This window comes from Caulobacter sp. KR2-114 (assembly GCF_049446115.1).
Lineage (GTDB): Bacteria > Pseudomonadota > Alphaproteobacteria > Caulobacterales > Caulobacteraceae > Acaudatibacter.
Map to the genome: position 1 here is coordinate 152,524 of NZ_JBMSEC010000008.1, position 19,020 is coordinate 171,543.

Here is a 19,020-nt window from a genome sequence, read left to right on the forward strand (position 1 = left end):
GAGCCGCGCCCGGCGCGGCGGGACCGAGCGTGACCGCCGGCCGCTCTCCGAATTCTCCCCGGGGCGTTGCGGGGCCTGTCCCGCTGGAAGGGGTCGGGCGAGACCCGGGGGCTCGACCGCAGGGGAAGGCTTTCCCCAACCGAGACTTTACCAACTTAACGTAATTGACGAACCTAACGCAGAGGCTCACATTCGGGCCGAAAGGATCCACGCCCATGGCCCAAGCCAAGTCCGTGGCGAGCAGCACAAAGCCGTCCAGCCGGACCGGGCCGAAGTCTGCAAGCGTCAAGACGTCGCCATTCAAGGTTTTTCTATCTCATCAGACCGCCTCCAAGCTCGCGGACCGAAAACTCAAGCTGAGCGTCGCGGCGCTGATGGAAACCCTGGGCGAGCGGATCGCCGAGAGCGAGGCGAGCGGCCAAGCCACCAGCTTCGTTGTCGAAGTCGACGCCGATGGCCGACCGCATGTGCGTGGCGCCGGTGAGCCGGCTGCGCCAAGCATCACCCAGTCCGCGACACCGGTAGCGGTCGACGACGAGCTTGAGCAAGCCTTGACGGCCGCCCGCGCCAGGGGCCGCCACCGGGCGGCCGAAATCCTCGCGGGCGAGGAGATGCTGAGCGCCGACGCCTTCGCCGAGCTGCTGGGCGTGTCACGGGTGACGGTCAACGCCAAGCGCCAGAAGCACGAGGTCCTGGCCTTGGAAGGCGCCCGCCGCGGCTTCCGCTTCCCGGCCTGGCAGCTGGACGAGAACGGCCGGCCCTTCGCCGCTCTGCCGCAGATCTTCGACCGGCTGGGCGACAGTCCGTGGACGGTCTATCGCTTCCTCGTGCAGCAGCATTCCGAGTTGGACGGTCAGAGCGCCCTCGACGCCCTGCGCCGCGGACGGGACGACGAGGTGATCGAGGTCGCCGAGAGCGTTGCGCGTGGCGCGTTCGCCTAGGTGGGCTCGCGCGAGCCGACACCCGCATTCGCGACCGCCAAGCTCGACCTCGCCCGGATCAAGCCAGGCGAGGTCTTCGGCCGCATCTACCATCAGCGCTTCCCCGACCCGCTAGGGTACGGAAAGACCCCCAGCCGGTTCAGCGATCCCCGTCGGCGCATCGCCACCAACCGGTTCGGCGTGCTCTATCTCGGTTCGTCGCTGCGGGTCTGCTTCCTCGAGGCGGTGCTCCGCGACGAGCGCGATGGCGTCGTCGGTGACTACCTGATGGATGAGCGCGAACTCGATAGCCGCCTCTATGCCGAAATCGAGGTCGCGACGGAGTTGAAGCTCCTCGATCTGCGCAATGGCCACTCAATCCGTATGGGCATACCGACCGACGTGGTCCGCGGATCCAAGCAGGGGCTCGCTCGGCGTTGGTCGGTGGCCGTCCACGCGCACCCTGAGCAAGTCGATGGCCTGATCTATCCGTCACGTTTGAACGGGGAAACCAATCTGGCCCTCTACGACCGTGCGATCCTGAAGCTGACGTCGACGCGTACGACCGTGCTCAAGCGCGCGTCGGGATTGGCCGCCGCGCTAGGCGAGTTCGAAGTGGCGTTGGTCTGAGCGAGATATTCCTCGCCAAAGGCAAAGCCCCTGCGCGGAACTGTCGACCAACAGGCGGTCGCGCCAGCCGTGGCCGTGGTGACCCGACCGAAAGAAGCCGCAAATCAGGGCGCCGCCTCAGTCGCCGTGTCCGGTCGAGCGCACCCCCCGCAGCAACGCCTCCAAGCCGGCGGCGGCGATCGTCCGCGGATCGTCTCCCTTCATCACGCTCGGCCTCGCCAGGTACAGCGAGGCCGTCCCATGCGCGAGCGCCCAGCAGAGGACGCCGAGACCGCCGGCGCCAGAGCCTTCCGCTTCGGCGTCCTCAAGCACCTGACCCGCACGCGTCAGGACACCGTGAAGCCGGCCAGTGGCGGCCTCCTGCTCCGTGCAGGGCTCCGCCGGACCGGGCTCGAAGCCGAAGATCAACCGATAGGCGGCAGGCTCGTCCAAGGCGAAGTCGACATAGGCGGCGAACACGCCACGCGCCCGAGCGTGGCCGCACCCCGGGACGTCGAGCGCGCGCTCGAGACGGTCCGCAAGCCGATCGGTGGCCAGGGCGCGCAATGCCGCCAGGATGGCGGCCTTGCTGGCGAAATAGCGATAGGGGGTCATCGCGCTCATGCCCGTCGCCTCGCCGAGCTTCCGCAGGCTCAGGCGCGCGAAGCCGCCTTGTTCGAAAAGAGCGACGGCGGCTTCGCAGAAGCGCTGACGGAAGGCGGCGACCTCGGCTGGGGCGACTTCTCGCGGCATGTGACGGGGTCCGGGGTTTCGTGCGTCGGCTAGCAGATCGATCCGCGAAAATCGAGTACGATTTTGACACTTACAATAAACGCCACCTCATAGGATTCCCTTGAGCGGCCCGCCATTTCCTCATGAATTGCCGATAGATGTCCCTGAATCGGAATGAACCTTGACGTCATAAATCGAAACTCGGCATGATCTCCTCCAGCTTCCGGAGGCGCCAATGGCCCGTCTCGTCCTCGCCAATGTCGCCGCTCCGCGCGACGGGCGCGCCTGACCGTTGGGGAGGGCGCATGCCGGATTTTGTCACTATCGACACTGGGGAAGTCAGGATCCGGGCCGCGATCCAGGGCGACGGCCCGCTGGTCATCCTCGTCCACGGGTTCCCCGAGAGCTGGTGGTCATGGCGCCACCAGATCGGGCCGATCGCAGACGCCGGCTACAAGGTCGCGGCGATCGACGTGCGGGGCTATGGCGGGTCCGACAAGCCCCCCGCAGTGGATGCGTATGGACTCCAGGAGCTCTCCGAGGACGTCTCACAGGTCCGTCAGGCGTTGCAGCCGAACTCACCGGCAATCCTCGTTGGCCATGACTGGGGCGCGCCGATCGTTTGGACCACGGCCCTGACGCGACCGGACGAGTTCTCAGCGGTCGCTGGCCTGTCGGTGCCTTGGAGCGGGGTTCCCACCCGTCCGTTCAGCGACATCTACACCGAGACCTTCACCTCTCGGGGTCAATTCTTCTACCAGGCCTGGCTTCAGAATGTCGGCCCCGCCGAGGCGGAAGCCGAGCGGGACGTGCGCGGCTTTCTTCGCAAGTTCTACTACGCCCTCAGCGGCGACGCCCCGCAGGGAACTTGGCCGCAGAAACGTCATGGCGCGAGCTTGCTGGAGGGGCTTGCCGACCCGACCGCCTTCCCAGCCTGGTTGAGCCCCTCGGACCTGGACTACTACGTGAGTGAATTCGAGCGGTCAGGCTTCCGAGGCCCCATGAACCGCTACCGCAACCACGAACGCGACTTCGCCTGGCTCCAGGCCTTCAAGGGGCGGCGGATTGAGCAGCCGTCCTTGCTGATCGGCGGGGATCGGGACATCGCCTTCACGCTGTTCGGCTTCGCTCCCGACCCAGAAGGCCTCATGCGCCAACATGCGAGCGACCTTCGCGGCGTGCACACCCTGGCCGCAACCGGCCACTGGACCCAGCAGGAGCGGCCTGCCGAGGTGACCAAGCACCTCCTCGACTGGCTGGCGGGGCTCTAAGACCGTGTCGTCGGCCAGAGGCTCCGAAAGGGGGCCGGCGCGGGCCTTGGCCGCCACGCCGACCGATGCGGCCTTGGCGCGGACCTACCACCATGGCGACCTGCGGCGCGCGCTACTCGAGGCGGCGGGCAGGATTCTTGTGGAGCGAGGCGTCGTAGGACTCTCGTTGCGCGCCTTGGCGCGCGAGGCGGGCGTGAGTTGCGCCGCGCCCTATCACCATTTCGCGGACAAGGCCGATCTCATCGGCGCCGTCGCGCAGGAGGGGTGGCGACGCCTGAGGCAGGCGCTGGTCGACGCAGGGGCAGCGCCATCGGTCAACCGGCATGCGGCCATCGCCGAGGCGTATTTCCGGTTCTCGCGGGAGAACCCGGCGCTCTTCGGAGTCATGTGCGACGACGCAGCTGCAGCGCGCTCCGCACCAGAACTCCTCGCCGCCCACAAATCCGCTTGGGCGCCGGTCTTCCCCGCAGGCTCGGATAACAAACCGGACCTCGGCGTCTTGGTTGCGCTGTGCGCAGCCCACGGCCTTGCCGAGCTCTCGAGGTTCGCGGCTTTTGATGCGGTCAGGTCGGATTTCGGCGACGACGCCGCGCTCTTCAGCGCCTTCTTCGCCACGGTCGCCGGGCTCGGAAGCGAGGCTCGTGCCGCCTCGCCCGGGAAGGCTAGTCGGCCGGCGACTAGCGGCCCCGTGGGGCTTCAGCACCTGAGACCCCAGGCGCAGGGCTGAGCGGTTCCAACCTCACAGGCCGCGCATCAGAAGCCGTGCGACGGCAAACTGGCTGGGCCAGTAGCCCTCATGCCTTGGCAAGTCGTCGACCGCGTCGGCGACCCGCCTGTCGTAGAAGATCCGCATGCGTGGCGGCGGAAGCAGGTCCTGGCGCGCAAAGTTGCGTGCGGGGATGAACATGATCTTCGCAGGACCCGCGCCCGCGACCTCGATGGCCGGCTTGCCGCAGCGTCGACATGCGCCACGGCGGATGTTCGGTGGCGGACGGTAGGTCCTGAACACGACGTGGTCCGTGTTCACCAGCGTCACATCCGCGCCGCGGACCACCGTGACATCGGAAAAGAGCTGTCCCGTGAAGGTCTGGCAAAGGGTGCAGTGACAGATGAACCGCGCCTTCGGCGGCCGCTTCACCGTAAAGGCGCAGACGCCGCATTCGCACGAGCCACTGAGCATCGTCATGTGGCCGCGCCATGGTGCTCTTTGCTGCCGGCGCCCGCCAGCCGCGTGATCTGGAACACGTTTTCCGGCGTCACCTGGACATAGTCGTTCAATCCGCCGGCGCGCATGATCGGATAGGCTTCGGCCGTCTGGTAGACGCCCCCCTCGAGCAAGGTCTCGTCGATATAGACCGCCACCACCTCGCCGAGCACCAGCCAGCCACCGACCTTCTCGCCATCCCGGTTCCGGAACTGGACGATGTCGACGACCTTGCATTCCATGGCGGCCCGGCTCTCGCCCACGCGTGGCACGTTGACGACGCGCCCCGGTACGGCGGTGACGCCGGCGAGCCCGAATTCATCCACGCCGCGGGCCACCGGCGCGGACGTTGCGTTCATCCGGTCGCCGAGTTCGCGCGTCACCAGGTTCCAGACGAACTCACCTGTCTCGGACGCATTGCGGACGCTGTCCTTCCACGCGATCGACGAGAAGCCGATGATCGGCGGGTCGTAGTTGAAGGCGTTGAAGAAGCTGTAGGGCGCGAGGTTCACCCGCCCCTCAGCATCTCGCGACGAGATCCAGCCAATCGGCCGCGGCGCGACGAGCGCGTTGAGCGGATTGTGCTTCAGGCGGTGGCCCTCGGACGGCTCGTAGTAGTGGAACTTCATCAGCGCCTCGACAGGAACTTCGCGTTCTTCAATTGCGATGTGCAGCTCAAGGGGGCAGCAGATCCGGACGCTCGGTCAGCACTGCGAACGTCCGATCCCGTGCGAGAGGGCATCCCGACGCGGGATCGGGGGGCGCCCGTGCTTAGGCCGGGACGGACGCGCGCGCGGCCGCGACGCTGGCGTCGAGAAGGCCGGTCAGGCGCGCGCGGACAATGGCCTCGGCTTCCGCCATCACACGATCCAGGAGTTCCTGCACGGTCGGCACGTCGTGGATCAGTCCCACCACCATGCCGCAGCTCCAGGCCCCTGCGTCCATATCCCCCTCGCGCATGACCCGCGGATAGACCCCCGCCACTTCCGGCGCGATGTCCTCGAAGGTGATGCTCTGGCCGAGACGCCGCTCCTTTTCGATCAGGCGCTCAACACCCGCGTTGATCAGCACCCGTTCGGTGTTCCGCAACGGCCGCATGATGATCCGGGTGTCGAGTTCGGTGGCGGACAAGATCCCCTGCTTGACGTTCTCATGCACCGGCGCCTCGCGCGTCGCGATGAAGCGCGTGCCCATGTTGATGCCGTCGGCGCCGAGTGAGAGCGCGGCCACGAGCGAGCGGCCATCGGCCATCCCGCCCGAGGCGATGAAGGGGATGGAGAGCTCGTCCGCGGCGCGCGGCAGCAGGATCATGTTGGGCGTGTCGTCCTCTCCGGGATGGCCGCCGCATTCGAAGCCGTCCACGCTTACGGCGTCACAACCGATGGCTTCGGCCTTCAGCGCGTGGCGAACGGACGTGCATTTATGGATCACCTTCACGCCCGCTTCCTTGAGGAAGGGCAGCCACTTCACCGGATTGTTGCCGGCGGTCTCAACCGCCTTGATGCCTTCGCTGATGATCACCTCGACGTAGCCGGGATAATCGGGCGGCGCGATGCCGGGCAGGAAGGTCAAGTTCACGCCGAAGGGCTTGTTGGTCATCTCGCGGCACCGGCGGATCTCCTGGCGCAGGTGCTCCGGCGTCGGCTGCGTCAGCGCGGTGATAATGCCTAGACCGCCGGCGTTGGAGACGGCCGAGGCAAGCTCGGCCAAGCCCACATAGTGCATGCCGCCTTGGATGATCGGACGTTCGATCCCGAACAGCTCCGTGATCCTCGTCTTCATCGCCGCTTCCTCGCCGCACCTCGCGCCTCCAGTTCGGGCGCATAGTTCTATTATCGCACTCACTCGGCATCCGCAATGCTCGGACGAGATCCTCATCCACCGCTCGCCTACATGACGCCTTCGCCGAGCGGTCCGGAAGCTCGGGCGCATGGCAGGCTTCTATTTCGGAACTCTTCCGCACGCGCGGCGCCTAGCGACCCGGCAAGGCCTTACACCGCCGCCCTCGGATTGATGCGGCGTGCGCTCAGCTGCCCTGCAGGCGATCGAGAAGGCGGCGCAACGCGGCCGCCATGTGCTGCTCCGCCTCAACGTCGCCCATCATCCGGCGCGCCTCGGCATGGCCGAGGAAAAGGCTGCGCAGCTCGAAATAGGCGTCCCTGGCGACAGCTTCCGACAAGGGCGGCGACCTCAGGGTCCGAAGTGCGGCGCGGGCGCTGCGGCGGAACCGCTCCAACGCGCTGCGCAGGTGCTCGCGGGCTGCGCCGGGCCGGTCGTCGAGTTCCGCGCTCAGCGCGCGCAGCGGACATCCACAGTGGGCCCAGGTCTTGGTCTCCCAGGCCAACCAGGCCTCGACCAGGGCCTCGAGCCGCGGGCGGCCTGCCGCCGCCGCAGCAGCAGGCGCCCAGACGGCGCCGAAGAAGCGACGCGTCGCCTCATCCACGATGGCGAGGTCGAGGGCCTCCTTGGCGGTGAAATGCCGGAGCACCGCGCTCTTCGAGATCTTCGCCTGTCGCGCCAGGGCGCCGAAGGTCACCGCCGCCAACCCGTCGCGCGCAGCCGAGCGCAATGCGCAATCGACCAGGCGATCCCGGGTCATCTGGCCTTTCGGCGTCCGACGAGGCTCGGGCGCAGCCGCTGTCAAATCCCCCGCCGTGGCGCCTGGCCCGGTCATCGGTCGGGCCGTCCGAAGACGAGACTGGTGTTGACGCCGCCAAAGCCCAGGCTGTTCGAGACCGCGAAGTCTGTTGCAAGGCGTGTGGCGCCGGGACCGGCGAGGTTCAGGCCCGCGGCCGCAGTGATCGGCGTCTGCAGGTTGAGGATCGGCGGGGCGAGCTGGTCGCTTAGCGCCAGGATGCAGAAGATCGCCTCCAAGGCCCCGGCCGCCCCAAGGAGATGGCCTTTGGCGGATTTGGTGGCGCTGACAACCGGACCGGCGTCGCCGAAGACGCTTCGGATGGCGTGGGCCTCAGCTTTGTCGCCGAGGGGCGTCGAGGTCGCGTGGGCGTTCAGGTGGCCGATCTCGGCGGGACCGATCCCGCTGCGCGCGAGCGCCAGCCGCATGGCCTGGGCAGCGCCTGCGCCATCTTCGGGCGGCGCGGTGATGTGGTGGGCGTCGGCGGTGTTGGCATAGCCTGCCAGGCGGGCTCGAACCCGCGCGCCGCGCGCCCGTGCATGTGTCGCAGATTCCAGCACAAGGATCGCAGCGCCCTCCGCCAAGACGAAGCCATCATGGCCGACATCGAACGGGCGAGAGGCCGCGTGGGGCGTCTCGTTGAAGCGAGCCGCCAGGGCCCGCGCCGCGGCGAAGCCGGCGAGGCTCACCGGGTCGATACACGCTTCGACACCGCCACAGACTACAACGTCCGCCTCGCCAGCCCGGATCAGGCGCGCCGCATCGGCGATGGCCTGGGCGCCGGCGGCGAAGGCGTTGGCCGGGGCGCTGATCGGACCCTGCAGTCCATGGACAATGCTGACGACGCCCGCGGCCTGGCTGGCGAGCGCCGTGGGGATGGTGAAAGGGGAAAGCCGGCCAAGCCCGCTCGTCCGCGCCACCCGGGTGGCCTCTGTGATCGTACGGAGGCCGCCGAGGGAGGTGCCGATGACCGTTCCGGTGCGCTGGCGCTCTGGCTCGGCCCCAGGGCTCCAATCGGCCATCGACAGCGCCTCGCGAGCTGCCGCCAAGGCGAAGAGGCTGACGCGGTCGCGCCTACGGATCGATCTCGCGTCGCCAGCGAGCTCCGCGCAGAACCCGGCCTCGGTGTCGGCGTCGCGCCCCGGAACGCGGCCGCCGATCTTCGCCGGAAGCGACGCGACCAGGTCGTCGGGCAGACGCGTTACCCCGGAAACGCCATCAAGCAACCGTCGCCACACAGCCTCCGCGCCACAGCCGAGCGGCGAGACGACGCCCAGCCCTGTCACCACCAGCTCGCATGCCGCCAAGGTCACGACCGGCCCTGGGGGTTGAGGCGCGGCGGCATCGCCCAGCCACGCTGCAGGTTAGATGGATCGATCACGTGCGCAGCGACCCTCGTCCTCACCGGTCAGGTCGCTCGCCAGAGGGAAGGCCCAGAGCGTCTCTCAATTGGCGGCGCGCGGCAGACAGAAGGGCGCCTTGTTTCGACGGCGATTGAGCACGAGCGAAAGTGATAATTCCGATCAGCTCGGCCACCAGTAGGGCCGCCGCGCTTTCGGGGTCCTCCGCGCCGAGCTCCGTGAGTAGCCCCTGGATCTGCCCGGTAAGCTGCGAAACCGCCGTGCGCACGACCTCGCCCGCCCGGGCGGGTAGGTTGTCCACCTCCGGCAAGGCGATCGGCAACAGGCAGGCTCCGCGCGAGCGCTCGCACTGGGTGATCGACAGGTATCGATCGAGAAATTGGCTCAACGCCAACGCTGGCTCGGCGGCGGTGCCCGCGAGCCCCGCAACACCGCGGCTCTGCGTCCAGATGCGCGAAAGGGTTTCAGAGATGAACTCGTCCTTCGATTCGAAGTGGTGGTAGAACCCGCCGTGCGATAGGCCGACATCGGCCATGCAGCGGGGAATCTGGACTGCCGAAGGACCGCCTTCCCGGAACCTCTGCGCAGCCGCATCGAGGATGCGATCGCGCGTGGCGGCCTTGTGCTCAGGCGGGTAGCGCAAAGGGATTGCCCCCCAATGCGGCGTCACGTTCCGCCGCCGCACCCGCCAGGCCCGAATCCACGGCAGAGCGCCGCTGGGGCTCGCAGGGTCGGCTGATGGCCAACAATCCAATTGACGGCGCCATTCTCCAACTCTAGTAAGTTCTTAATTAGAACGCAATGACCCAATCTGCTGGTGACGCCTCAGCGGGACACGTTTGGCTGAGGCCGGCCGGGCGAGCGCTCGGGAAGGCGTCACAGCAGGTCTCGGGCCCGTCGGGAGGACGTGATGAGCCAGCCGCTGGAGCTTCAGGATGAGGCCGATCTAGGATTCGCCCCGCCGGCAGTGGAGGTCAGCTACCTCGCCGATGGCAGCCTGCTCCTGCGCTCGCCGCTCGCGGTGGGCGAATACCGCCGGCACATTTGTGAGTATCTCGCCCATTGGGCCGCTGAGGCGCCGAACCGCACCTTCCTGGCCGAACGGGACGCGGCTGGCGAATGGCGTCGCATCAATTACGCGGATGCGTGGCGCTGCGCACGGGGCCTGGCCCAGGCGATGATCGACCGCGGTCACGGGCAGGCCCATCCGATCGCGGTGTTGACGGGCAATTCGATCGAACACGCCCTCATCACCTTCGGGGGCATGCTTGCCGGTACGCCCGTGGCGCCGATCTCACCCGCCTACAGCGCCCATCCCGATGGGGTTCGGCGCCTCGCCGAGATCGCCGAGACCCTGAGGCCGGCGATGGTCTTCGCGCAGGCGGCCGCGCCGCTCGCGCAGCTCCGTACCCTTGCGGGGTTCGCCAACGCCGAGTGGATCAGCGTCGCGCCGGACCCGACGGCGACGGCCTTCTCGGCGCTGGCGGCCGTCGAGGCCACCGCAGAGGTGGATGCCGTGTTCGCGAGTTCGGGTCCGGACGACATCGGCAAGATCCTCTTCACGTCCGGCTCGACCGGCACGCCGAAGGGCGTGCCGCAGACCCAGCGCATGCTCTGCTGCTGTATCCACACCGCGAGCCTCCTGGTGCGGAGCTCGGAAGCGCCGGTGATCGTCGACTGGATGCCGTGGCATCACACCATGGGCGGCAACAACACGCTGCACGGAACGCTGCGCGAGGGCGGGACGCTCTACATCGACGATGGACGCCCGACGCCCCAGCTGTTCGGTCGGACGCTGCGCAACCTGAAGGAAATCTCCGTCACGTCCTGCCAAAACGTGCCTGCTGGCCTGCAGATGCTGGTGGACGCCATGGAGACCGACGACGAACTGCGCCGCAGCTTCTTTCACCGGATCGAACGGGTGATGTATGCCGGCGCGGCCTTGCCGAGGGATATTTGGGAGCGATTCCAGGCGCTGGCCATTGCCGCCACCGGTCGCGAGATTCCGCTGGTTTCAGGCTATGGCACCACGGAGACCGGCCCCGGCATCTCGACCACGCACTGGCCTGCCGAGGGACGCGGCGAGATCGGCCTGCCGTTCCCCGGGGTGGAGATCAAGCTGCTCCCCTTTGGCGACCGCTACGAGATCCGAGTCCGAGGCGAGAACGTCATGCCAGGCTATTTCCGCCGGCCAGACCTCACCGAGGCCGCGTTCGACGAGGATGGGTTCTACCGGATCGGCGACGCGGTGAAGTTCGCCGACGCGGCCGACCCGCGAAAGGGTCTACGCTTTGCCGGACGGCTCAGCGAGAACTTCAAGCTTCGCAACGGCTCGTGGGTGCTGACCGGCGAGTTGCGGGGCCTGGTGCTGGCGGCCGCGCCGTCGGTCTCGGAGGTTGTGATCGCAGGGCACGACCGCGGCGACGTGCGCGTCCTCGTGTGGGCCACAGAGAGCGCCCGCGCGGAGCTTGCGGGTGCGGGGTTGAACGGTCCCGATCTTGAAGGGGAGCTGCAGCGGCGCATCGCGCAGGAACTCGCCAGCCACAACCAAGCGAATTCGGCGGCGACCCGGCGGATCGCCGGCTTCGCGATCCTCAACCAAGCTCCATCCCTCGGCGCCGGTGAGATCACCGACAAGGGCTATGTCAACCAGCGCGCCGTCCTGGCGGCGCAGGCGGACCTCATCGAGGACCTCTACGCGCCATCGCCGTGCGCACGGGTCGTCGTCCTCTAGGGACGCGGGACAAACCTCATTCGCCTCTCGTCTTCCCAACGACGCGTTCCAAATTCGTAGAGACGAAATCATGACTATAATCGCGGTCACTCGAGAGACGCGAACGAACGAGACTCGCGTCGCGGCCACGCCTGAGACCGCCAAGAAACTGATCGCCGCCGGATTCCAGGTGACCGTCGAAGCGGGCTCCGGGACGGCGGCCTCCTATCCCGACGCCGACTATGAGGCGGCGGGCGCGACCCTCGCCAAGACCGCCAAGGCGGCCATCGAGGGCGCCGACATCCTGTTCAAGGTCCGCGCGCCCGTCGACGAGGAGATCGCGGCCCTGAAGAGCGGCGCGATCGTCGCCGCGGGCCTCAATCCCTATGTCGAGAAGGCGGCGCTGAAGGCCCTGGCCGACAAGGGCGCGACGGCCTTCGCGATGGAGTTCATCCCGCGGATCACCCGGGCCCAGGTGATGGACATGCTGTCCTCCCAGGCCAACCTCGCCGGCTATCGGGCGGTGATCGAGGGCGCGGAGGCCTATGGCAAGGCCATGCCGATGATGATGACCGCCGCCGGCACCGTCGCCGCGGCCAAGGTGTTCATCATGGGGGTCGGCGTCGCCGGCCTGCAGGCCATCGCCACGGCGCGGCGGCTGGGCGCGGTGGTCACCGCCACGGACGTGCGGCCGGCGACCAAGGAGCAGGTCGAGAGCCTGGGCGCCAAGTTCATCGCGGTCGAGGACGAGGAATTCAAGAACGCCCAGACCGCCGGCGGCTACGCCAAGGAGATGAGCGCCGAATACCAGGCCAAGCAGGCCGAGCTCATCTCGGGCCACATCGGCAAGCAGGACATCGTGATCACCACGGCCCTGATCCCGGGCCGCCCGGCGCCCAAGCTGGTCAGCGCCGCCCAGGTGGCCTCGATGAAGCCGGGCTCGGTGATCGTCGACCTGGCGATCGAGCAGGGCGGCAATGTCGAGGGCGGCAAGCTCGGCGAGGTCGCCGTCACCGCCAACGGCGTGAAGCTTCTCGGCAAGCCGAACCTGCCCGGCCGGATCGCCGCCGACGCCTCGGCCCTCTATGCGCGCAACCTGTTCGCCTTCGCGGGGCTCCTGCTCGACAAGGAGGGCAAGTTCGCCCCCGACTACGAGGACGAGATCCTCAAGGCCGCGATGGTCACCCAGGGCGGCAAGATCCTTCGTTCCGAACTCTTCGCATGAACGTCATCGAGTTTCCGATCGAGCGGACCCGCCCGCCGGCTAGGCCCCGTGAGCCCCGAGAGGCTTGGGTCCCCTGGTTCATCCGGCATTGGCCGCTGATGATCTGCTGCGCCGCCCTAAGTCTCGGTGTCGCCGTCGATGTCGGGCTGAACGAGATCCTCATCACAGAATTCAGGAAGCTCCAAAACTGATGGAAGCTGTCGATCCCACCGTCTTCCGCCTGGCCATCTTCGTGCTGGCGATCTTCGTCGGCTACTACGTGGTCTGGAGCGTCACGCCGGCCCTGCATACGCCGCTGATGGCCGTGACCAACGCCATCTCCTCGGTGATCATCGTGGGGGCCCTGCTGGCCGCCGCGGCGCATAGCCCGGGCGGCGAGCTCACCGGCTCGATCCTGATCTCCAAGGGGGCCGGCGCGGTCGCCGCCGCCTTCGCCGCGGTGAACATCTTCGGCGGCTTCCTGGTCACCCAGCGCATGCTGGCCATGTACAAGAAGAAAGAGCCCGCGAAGAAGGAAGCTTCCAAGTGAACGCCAACCTCGCGGCTATCCTCTATCTCGTCTCCGGCGTCCTGTTCATCCTGGCGCTGCGCGGCCTTTCCTCGCCCACCACCAGCCAGGCAGGCAATCGCAACGGCATGATCGGCATGACCATCGCCGTGGGCGTGACCCTGGTCACCCTGTGGAGCCAGGGCAAGCTGGACCCCCTGACCCTGGCCCTGATCGGCGGCGGCGTGGCCGTCGGCGGCGGGGTGGGCGCGCTGATCGCCCGCCGGGTCGCGATGACCTCGATGCCGCAGCTGGTGGCGGCCTTCCACAGCCTGGTGGGCATGGCCGCCTGCCTGGTGGCCGTCGCCGCGATCCATACGCCCGCGGCCTACGGCATCCTGGATACGGCCACCGGCCAGGTGCACCTGAACTCCCTGGTGGAGCTCAGCCTGGGCCTCGCCATCGGCGCCGTGACCTTCACCGGCTCGGTGATCGCCTTCGCCAAGCTGAACGGCAATATGAGCGGCGCGCCGATCATCCTGCCGGCCCGGCACCTGCTGAACATCGCCATCGGCCTGGCCATCGTCGCCCTGATCGTCATCCTGGTGATGAGCGGCGGCTCGGCCATCTGGGCCTTCTGGGGCATCTTCGCGCTCTCCCTGCTGGTCGGGATCACCCTGATCATCCCCATCGGCGGGGCCGACATGCCCGTCGTGGTGTCGATGCTGAACTCCTATTCGGGGTGGGCGGCGGCGGCCCTGGGCTTCACCCTGGAGAACGTGACGCTGATCATCACCGGGGCCCTGGTGGGCTCGTCCGGGGCGATCCTCAGCTACATCATGTGCAAGGCGATGAACCGCAGCTTCATCTCCGTGATCCTGGGCGGGTTCGGCGCCGACGACAGCGCCGCGGCGGCCGGCGGCAAGGTCGAGACCCGGCCGGTCAAACAGGGTTCCGCTGACGACGCGGCCTTCATCATGAAGAACGCGTCCAAGGTGATCATCGTCCCCGGCTATGGCATGGCGGTCAGCCAGGCCCAGCACGCGCTGCGCGAAATGGGCGACAAGCTGAAGGAAGAGGGCGTGGAGGTGAAGTACGCCATCCACCCGGTGGCCGGGCGCATGCCGGGCCACATGAACGTGCTGCTGGCCGAGGCCAATGTCTCCTATGACGAGGTGTTCGAGCTGGAGGACATCAACGCCGAGTTCCCCACCGCCGACGTGGCCTTCGTCATCGGCGCCAATGACGTGACCAACCCGGCCGCCAAGACCGACCCGTCGAGCGCCATCTACGGCATGCCGATCCTGGACGTGGAAAAGGCGCGCACCGTGCTGTTCGTGAAGCGCGGCATGAGCTCGGGCTATGCCGGGGTCGAGAACGAGCTGTTCTTCCGCGACAACACCATGATGCTGTTCGGCGACGCCAAGAAGATGGTCGAGGGGATCCTCAAGGGGCTGTAGTGGGAGGCCCATTTCGTGCAGCCCGAAGAAGGGCGGCTCGCCCTCAACTTCGTCCAGGCTGGCGGCATCTCTCGCTAGGGGCCGAGTTTGAGGGTCGAGCTCGGCGCCCTTCCCATAAGATTGAGACGGCGGCCGCGGCGCAACAGCTGAAGGTCGGCTGTCGACCATGAACGCAATGGCTCGCGCGCGAGGGCAAAGCTCGCGAAAGCTGCGGAGGACTTGGCGGCGTACGCCCGCAACCAAGTCGGCCGATCGCTGATATTGCGACCGACCGTGCGCCGGTCGGATCCGCGTCTCAGCCTGCTGCGGCCGGCACGAGCCGTGCCTTCAGGATTTCTTCCTCGACGTCGCGCAGGCGGTCCTTGCCGAAGAAGAGTTCGGAACCGACCAGGAAGGATGGGCTGCCGAAGGCGCCCGCGTCGACGGCGGCCTGGGTATTGGCCAGGAGCTTCGACTTCACCGGATCGGTCTGGGCCAGCCGAAGGATCTCCTCGCGCGGCAAACCAGCCTCGTCCAAGGAGGCGGCATAGACTTCCGGATCGTCCATCTTTCGCCCGCGCACCCACATGTCGTCGAAGATCCAGCTGACAAAGGCCTCGAACACCCCCGCCTCCTGGGCGGCGACCGCGCCCCGCATGAGTTGCAAGGTGTTGATGGGGAAATGGGGGTTATGGCGGAAGTCGCCGATCCGATGCTTGGCGATGAACCGCTGCATTTCGAGCCGGTCGTATTCCGGCTTGTTCTTGATGCCCGAGAAGGCCGTCGCCGGCGACTGGTTGCCGGTCAACTTGAAGACGCCGCCCAGCAGGATCGGCTCGTAGACGAACGCCGCCCCAGTCCGCGACTGGATCTCCGGGATCACCCGGTGCGACAGGTACGCGTTGGGGCTTCCGAAGTCGAAGAGGAACTTGACGGTCATGCCCAGCCTTTCGTGAGGTTTGTAGAGTAAGTGTTGATTTATTACTGACACGAACGTCGGCTCTTTTCAAGCCGCTCGCCGCCCCAGGGCGTTCTTTCTCACGCCAGATCGGGGCAGGTCCATCCTGACGCTCCCCAGGCGCGGACCAGGGCACGGCGACTGGCGCCGAGCTCGAAACTTTCAAGTTCTATTTTCCAACTCACTATGTTAGACCGCCAGCCAACCAAGAGCGGGAGCTTGAGATGGAACTCGCATTCGGCGCGCAGGACGAGGCGTTCCGCCAGGAGGTGCGGGCGTTCCTCGCCGAGAAGCTGCCGGCCGAGCTTGCCGAGCGGGTGCGCCACGGCAAGACCCTCGGCAAGGCGCAGACCGAGCGCTGGCAAGCCATCCTCAGCGAGCGGGGCTGGCTGGCGCCGGACTGGCCGAAGGCCTACGGCGGCCAGGAGTGGACGGTCACCCAGAGGTTCATCTGGGACTACGAAGCGGGCCTTGCGAACGCACCGCCGGTCATCGCCTTCGGTCTGAAGATGCTGGCGCCGGTGCTGCTCAAGTACGGCTCCGAAGACCAGAGGCGCTATTGGCTGCCCCGCATGTTGAACGGCCAGGACTGGTGGTGCCAAGGCTACTCGGAGCCGGGCGCGGGGTCCGACCTGGCCGGCGTCAAGACCACGGCGGTCCGCGAGGGCGGTGAGTACGTCATCAACGGCCAGAAGACCTGGACCAGCTACGCCCAGCACGCGAACATGATCTTCTGCCTGGTGCGCACGGACGCCAGCGGCAAGAAGCAGGACGGCATCTCTTTCATCCTGGTGGACATGGACCAGCCCGGGGTGGAAGTGCGGCCCATCATCACCCTGGATGGCGAGCACGAAGTCAACGAGGTCTTCTTCACCAACGCCCGGGCGCCGGTCGCCAACCTGGTCGGCGAAGAGAACAAGGGCTGGACCTACGCCAAGTACCTGCTGACCTACGAGCGCACTCAGATGGCGATGGTCGGGGGCTCGTCGGCGTCGCTCGAACTGCTGCGCGAGATCGCCCAGACCGAGACCAAGCGCGGCCGCCCGCTGGCGGAGGACCCCTATTTCGCCGCGCGCCTCGCCAAGCTCGAGATCGAGCTCGAGAACCTCAAGACGACGACGCTGCGGGTCGTGGCCGCGAGCGCGGCGGGCGGCGGCCCCGGTCCGGAAAGCTCCATGCTGAAGGTCAAGGGGACGGAGATCCGCCAGGAGATCCTCAGCCTGACCCGCCGCGCGCTCGGCCCCTACGCCGTGCCCTACCAGCGCAAGGTCCTCGAGCCCGGCTCCAACACCGAGCCAGTGGGGCCTGACTACGGGGTCGGCGTCACGGCGAGCTACCTCAATGCGCGCAAGCTGACGATCTACGGCGGCTCCAACGAGGTGCAGCGCAACATCATCACCAAGGCCATCCTGAAGCTCTGAGGCACGCTCCATGGACTTTCATCTCAGCGACGAGCAGCGGGCGCTCTCCAACACCTTGGCGCGCTTCTTCGCCGAGCGCCTGCCCCTGGAGCGACGGCTCGCCCTCGCCGCCACCGCGCCCGGCTACAGCGTCGAAGCCTGGCGCCAGGTCGCCGAGCTCGGCGCGCTCGGCGCGCTCTTCCCCGAAGTTCTGGGCGGCTACGGTGGAACGCCGGCCGACATCCTGGCGGTCTTCGAACCACTCGGCGCGGCCGCGGTGGCCGGCCCGTTCCTGCCGAGCCTGATTTGCGGGCTGCTGCTGGGCGCGACCTCGACTGACGGGGCCGATCACCTCCTGAATGAGATCATCGCGGGCGATGCCGTCGTGACGCTCGCGCACCAAGAGCCGGGGAGCCGCTACGAGCTTTCCCAAGTGTCGGCGCGCGCCGAGCGGGTCGGCGACGGTTGGTCGATCTCCGGAGCCAAGGCCCATGTGCCTTGGGGCGAGGCCGCTGACCATTTCATCGTCTCGGCCCGGTCGGCCGGCGCGGACGCGGACGAGGCCGGCCTGACATTGTTCGTGGTCCCGGCAGGCGCCCCCGGGCTCTCCCTGCGCGGCTATCTGGGCGTCGACGGATCGCGCTGGGCCGAGCTCAGTCTCGACAACGTAGACGTCCACGACGACCAACGCCTGGGCGGCGCGGATACGGGCTTCCGCCTGCTCGAATCCGCGGTGGCGGCCGGCGTGCTGGCGATCTGCGCCGACGCGCTGGGAGCCCTTGGCGTGGTGCGGGACAGCACCGTCGAGTATCTGCGCACCCGCGTTCAATTCGGGCAGCCGATCGGCGCCTTCCAGGCACTGCAGCACCGAATGGCCACGCTGCTCGTGGAGATCGAACAGGCGCGCTCGGCCGTGATCAACGCCGCCGCCGCTTTCGATGACGACCGGCGTGAGCGCGAACGCGCGATCGCCGCGGCCAAGTACACGGTCGGACGGGTCGCCACCCTGGTCGCCGAAGAAGCCGTGCAGCTACATGGCGGGATCGGCATGACCTGGGAGCTGCCTCTGTCGCACTCGGTCAAGCGCCTGATGATGCTCGACCACCTCTTCGGCGACGTGGACCACCACATCGAACGCTACATCCAACTCGGACGCGCGGCCTGACCTCCGCGCCGAACACGTCTGGCGCACACCGCCGGCCGACCAAAGGGAGTCCCATGTCAACGCCAGCCCAATCGCCCACGCCCCGTAACGCCACCGCCGTCGTCGTCGGCGCCGGCGACTACATCGGCGCCGAAATCGCCAAAAAGTTTGCCGCGGAGGGCTATCTGGTCTTCGTCGGCCGTCGGCAGGCCGAGAAGCTCGAGCCGCTCAAGGCCGAGATCGAGGCCTTCGGCGGCCGCGTGGTCGCGCGCGGACTGGACGCGCGCGACGAGGACCAGATGAGCGCCTTTTATGCGGAGGCCGAGGCCGCCGCCCCGATCGAGGTCTCGGTCTTCAACATCGGCGCCAACGTCAACTACCCCCTGCTGGAAACCACCTCCCGCGTCTTCCGGAAGGTCTGGGAAATGGCCTGCTACGCCGGCTTCCTCAGCGGCCGCGAAGCGGCGCGGCACATGCTGCCGCGGGCCTCGGGCTCGATCTTCTTCACGGGCGCGACCGCCGGCCTGCGCGGCGGCGTCGGCTACGCCGCTTTCGCCGCCGCCAAGTTCGGGCTGCGTGCGGTCGCCCAATCCACCGCCCGCGAACTCGGGCCCAAGGGCATCCATGTGGCGCACCTGGTCATCGACTCGGGCGTGGACACCGCATGGGTGCGTGAGCGGATCCAGCAGGCGCAGCAAGCGGGCCAGACGGGCGAGCGGGTGCTCATGCGGCCGGCCGCGGTCGCGGAGGCCTATTGGGCCCTGCACCAGCAGCCGGCGGACGCCTGGACCTTCGAGCACGAGATCCGCCCTTCGGTGGAGCCCTGGTAGCGAGACCCGGCCCGGCGCGGCCGGTCCCGAGCCTCACGCGCAGCCCGGGCCGTCGACGATGCCGACAACGACCGGGCGCCCCCCTCTTGAGG

At 67.8% G+C, this 19,020-nt stretch carries 19 protein-coding genes; 11 read left to right on the forward strand and 8 right to left on the reverse strand.

What is annotated here, in order from left to right:
• Nucleotides 1–215 precede the first annotated feature (215 nt).
• Complete coding sequence (locus ACO2Q3_RS24460; RefSeq protein ID WP_423311482.1) at nt 216–941, forward strand: hypothetical protein; 726 nt, start codon at nt 216–218, stop codon at nt 939–941.
• On the forward strand, nt 942–1,550 hold the full coding sequence (locus tag ACO2Q3_RS24465; protein WP_423311484.1) for an RES family NAD+ phosphorylase: 609 nt from the start codon (nt 942–944) through the stop codon (nt 1,548–1,550).
• A 117-nt stretch (nt 1,551–1,667) separates the two neighbouring features.
• Here ACO2Q3_RS24465 and ACO2Q3_RS24470 read toward each other — a convergent pair whose 3' ends face one another.
• Nucleotides 1,668–2,282, reverse strand: coding sequence for a TetR/AcrR family transcriptional regulator (locus tag ACO2Q3_RS24470; RefSeq protein WP_423311486.1), 615 nt, complete (start codon nt 2,280–2,282; stop codon nt 1,668–1,670).
• A 284-nt stretch (nt 2,283–2,566) separates the two neighbouring features.
• Here ACO2Q3_RS24470 and ACO2Q3_RS24475 point away from each other — a divergent pair, with 284 nt between their 5' ends.
• Entirely contained in the window at nt 2,567–3,532 is a 966-nt protein-coding gene (locus ACO2Q3_RS24475; protein ID WP_423311488.1) for an alpha/beta fold hydrolase, read from the forward strand.
• A 46-nt stretch (nt 3,533–3,578) separates the two neighbouring features.
• Nucleotides 3,579–4,259: a TetR/AcrR family transcriptional regulator gene (locus ACO2Q3_RS24480; protein ID WP_423311490.1), complete on the forward strand. Its 681-nt coding sequence runs from the start codon at nt 3,579–3,581 to the stop codon at nt 4,257–4,259.
• A gap of 12 nt (nt 4,260–4,271) precedes the next feature.
• On the opposite strand, the gene ACO2Q3_RS24485 is transcribed toward ACO2Q3_RS24480, so the two are convergent.
• From ACO2Q3_RS24485 to ACO2Q3_RS24510, 6 genes are all read right to left on the reverse strand, one after another.
• Nucleotides 4,272–4,718, reverse strand: coding sequence for a GFA family protein (locus ACO2Q3_RS24485; RefSeq protein WP_423311492.1), 447 nt, complete (start codon nt 4,716–4,718; stop codon nt 4,272–4,274).
• Nucleotides 4,715–5,365 carry a flavin reductase family protein gene (locus ACO2Q3_RS24490; protein ID WP_423311494.1) on the reverse strand — a complete coding sequence of 217 codons (651 nt, stop codon included), beginning with the start codon at nt 5,363–5,365 and terminating at the stop codon, nt 4,715–4,717. Before ACO2Q3_RS24490 ends, ACO2Q3_RS24485 begins: the two co-directional genes overlap by 4 nt.
• Before the next feature lie 142 nt (nt 5,366–5,507).
• Entirely contained in the window at nt 5,508–6,518 is a 1,011-nt protein-coding gene (locus ACO2Q3_RS24495) for an NAD(P)H-dependent flavin oxidoreductase (RefSeq protein ID WP_423311496.1), read from the reverse strand.
• Nucleotides 6,519–6,762: 244 nt separating this feature from the next.
• On the reverse strand, nt 6,763–7,335 hold the full coding sequence (locus ACO2Q3_RS24500; RefSeq protein WP_423311498.1) for a TetR/AcrR family transcriptional regulator: 573 nt from the start codon (nt 7,333–7,335) through the stop codon (nt 6,763–6,765).
• Nucleotides 7,336–7,406: 71 nt separating this feature from the next.
• Nucleotides 7,407–8,684 carry a beta-ketoacyl-ACP synthase gene (locus tag ACO2Q3_RS24505; RefSeq protein ID WP_423311500.1) on the reverse strand — a complete coding sequence of 426 codons (1,278 nt, stop codon included), beginning with the start codon at nt 8,682–8,684 and terminating at the stop codon, nt 7,407–7,409.
• Nucleotides 8,685–8,772: 88 nt separating this feature from the next.
• A complete protein-coding gene (locus ACO2Q3_RS24510) occupies nt 8,773–9,417 on the reverse strand; it encodes a TetR/AcrR family transcriptional regulator (RefSeq protein ID WP_423311501.1) in 645 nt (214 codons plus the stop codon).
• Between the two features lie 225 nt (nt 9,418–9,642).
• On the opposite strand from ACO2Q3_RS24510, the gene ACO2Q3_RS24515 reads away from it, so the two are divergent.
• The 4 genes from ACO2Q3_RS24515 to ACO2Q3_RS24530 all read left to right on the forward strand — a co-directional run bounded on the left by ACO2Q3_RS24515 (nt 9,643) and on the right by ACO2Q3_RS24530 (nt 14,617).
• Nucleotides 9,643–11,466 (forward strand): AMP-binding protein, encoded by a 1,824-nt coding sequence (locus tag ACO2Q3_RS24515; protein WP_423311503.1) that lies wholly within the window; start codon nt 9,643–9,645, stop codon nt 11,464–11,466.
• A gap of 70 nt (nt 11,467–11,536) precedes the next feature.
• Nucleotides 11,537–12,670, forward strand: coding sequence for a Re/Si-specific NAD(P)(+) transhydrogenase subunit alpha (locus ACO2Q3_RS24520; RefSeq protein ID WP_423311505.1), 1,134 nt, complete (start codon nt 11,537–11,539; stop codon nt 12,668–12,670).
• 190 nt (nt 12,671–12,860) lie between these two features.
• Nucleotides 12,861–13,199, forward strand: a complete 339-nt coding sequence (locus tag ACO2Q3_RS24525; protein WP_423311507.1) for a proton-translocating transhydrogenase family protein — start codon at nt 12,861–12,863, stop codon at nt 13,197–13,199.
• Complete coding sequence (locus tag ACO2Q3_RS24530) at nt 13,196–14,617, forward strand: NAD(P)(+) transhydrogenase (Re/Si-specific) subunit beta (RefSeq protein WP_423311509.1); 1,422 nt, start codon at nt 13,196–13,198, stop codon at nt 14,615–14,617. Before ACO2Q3_RS24525 ends, ACO2Q3_RS24530 begins: the two co-directional genes overlap by 4 nt.
• 295 nt (nt 14,618–14,912) lie before the next feature.
• Here the strand turns inward: ACO2Q3_RS24530 and ACO2Q3_RS24535 are convergent, their stop codons facing one another.
• A complete protein-coding gene (locus tag ACO2Q3_RS24535) occupies nt 14,913–15,536 on the reverse strand; it encodes a 2-hydroxychromene-2-carboxylate isomerase (RefSeq protein ID WP_423311511.1) in 624 nt (207 codons plus the stop codon).
• Between the two features lie 242 nt (nt 15,537–15,778).
• Between ACO2Q3_RS24535 and ACO2Q3_RS24540 the strand changes: the two genes are divergently transcribed.
• The 3 genes from ACO2Q3_RS24540 to ACO2Q3_RS24550 are packed head-to-tail and all read left to right on the forward strand — an operon-like array spanning nt 15,779 to nt 18,928.
• Nucleotides 15,779–16,975: an acyl-CoA dehydrogenase family protein gene (locus ACO2Q3_RS24540; RefSeq protein ID WP_423311513.1), complete on the forward strand. Its 1,197-nt coding sequence runs from the start codon at nt 15,779–15,781 to the stop codon at nt 16,973–16,975.
• Between the two features lie 10 nt (nt 16,976–16,985).
• Complete coding sequence (locus ACO2Q3_RS24545; protein WP_423311515.1) at nt 16,986–18,119, forward strand: acyl-CoA dehydrogenase family protein; 1,134 nt, start codon at nt 16,986–16,988, stop codon at nt 18,117–18,119.
• A gap of 53 nt (nt 18,120–18,172) precedes the next feature.
• Nucleotides 18,173–18,928 carry an SDR family NAD(P)-dependent oxidoreductase gene (locus tag ACO2Q3_RS24550; RefSeq protein ID WP_423311517.1) on the forward strand — a complete coding sequence of 252 codons (756 nt, stop codon included), beginning with the start codon at nt 18,173–18,175 and terminating at the stop codon, nt 18,926–18,928.
• Nucleotides 18,929–19,020 lie beyond the last annotated feature (92 nt).

Coding starts and splice junctions, on each gene's coding strand:
- ACO2Q3_RS24460 (WP_423311482.1), top strand. CDS start 216: ATGGCCCAAGCCAAGTCCGTGGCGAGCAGCACAAAGCCGTCCAGCCGG.
- ACO2Q3_RS24470 (WP_423311486.1), bottom strand. CDS start 2,282: ATGCCGCGAGAAGTCGCCCCAGCCGAGGTCGCCGCCTTCCGTCAGCGC.
- ACO2Q3_RS24475 (WP_423311488.1), top strand. CDS start 2,567: ATGCCGGATTTTGTCACTATCGACACTGGGGAAGTCAGGATCCGGGCC.
- ACO2Q3_RS24485 (WP_423311492.1), bottom strand. CDS start 4,718: ATGACGATGCTCAGTGGCTCGTGCGAATGCGGCGTCTGCGCCTTTACG.
- ACO2Q3_RS24490 (WP_423311494.1), bottom strand. CDS start 5,365: ATGAAGTTCCACTACTACGAGCCGTCCGAGGGCCACCGCCTGAAGCAC.
- ACO2Q3_RS24495 (WP_423311496.1), bottom strand. CDS start 6,518: ATGAAGACGAGGATCACGGAGCTGTTCGGGATCGAACGTCCGATCATC.
- ACO2Q3_RS24500 (WP_423311498.1), bottom strand. CDS start 7,335: ATGACCCGGGATCGCCTGGTCGATTGCGCATTGCGCTCGGCTGCGCGC.
- ACO2Q3_RS24515 (WP_423311503.1), top strand. CDS start 9,643: ATGAGCCAGCCGCTGGAGCTTCAGGATGAGGCCGATCTAGGATTCGCC.
- ACO2Q3_RS24520 (WP_423311505.1), top strand. CDS start 11,537: ATGACTATAATCGCGGTCACTCGAGAGACGCGAACGAACGAGACTCGC.
- ACO2Q3_RS24525 (WP_423311507.1), top strand. CDS start 12,861: ATGGAAGCTGTCGATCCCACCGTCTTCCGCCTGGCCATCTTCGTGCTG.
- ACO2Q3_RS24535 (WP_423311511.1), bottom strand. CDS start 15,536: ATGACCGTCAAGTTCCTCTTCGACTTCGGAAGCCCCAACGCGTACCTG.
- ACO2Q3_RS24540 (WP_423311513.1), top strand. CDS start 15,779: ATGGAACTCGCATTCGGCGCGCAGGACGAGGCGTTCCGCCAGGAGGTG.
- ACO2Q3_RS24545 (WP_423311515.1), top strand. CDS start 16,986: ATGGACTTTCATCTCAGCGACGAGCAGCGGGCGCTCTCCAACACCTTG.
- ACO2Q3_RS24550 (WP_423311517.1), top strand. CDS start 18,173: ATGTCAACGCCAGCCCAATCGCCCACGCCCCGTAACGCCACCGCCGTC.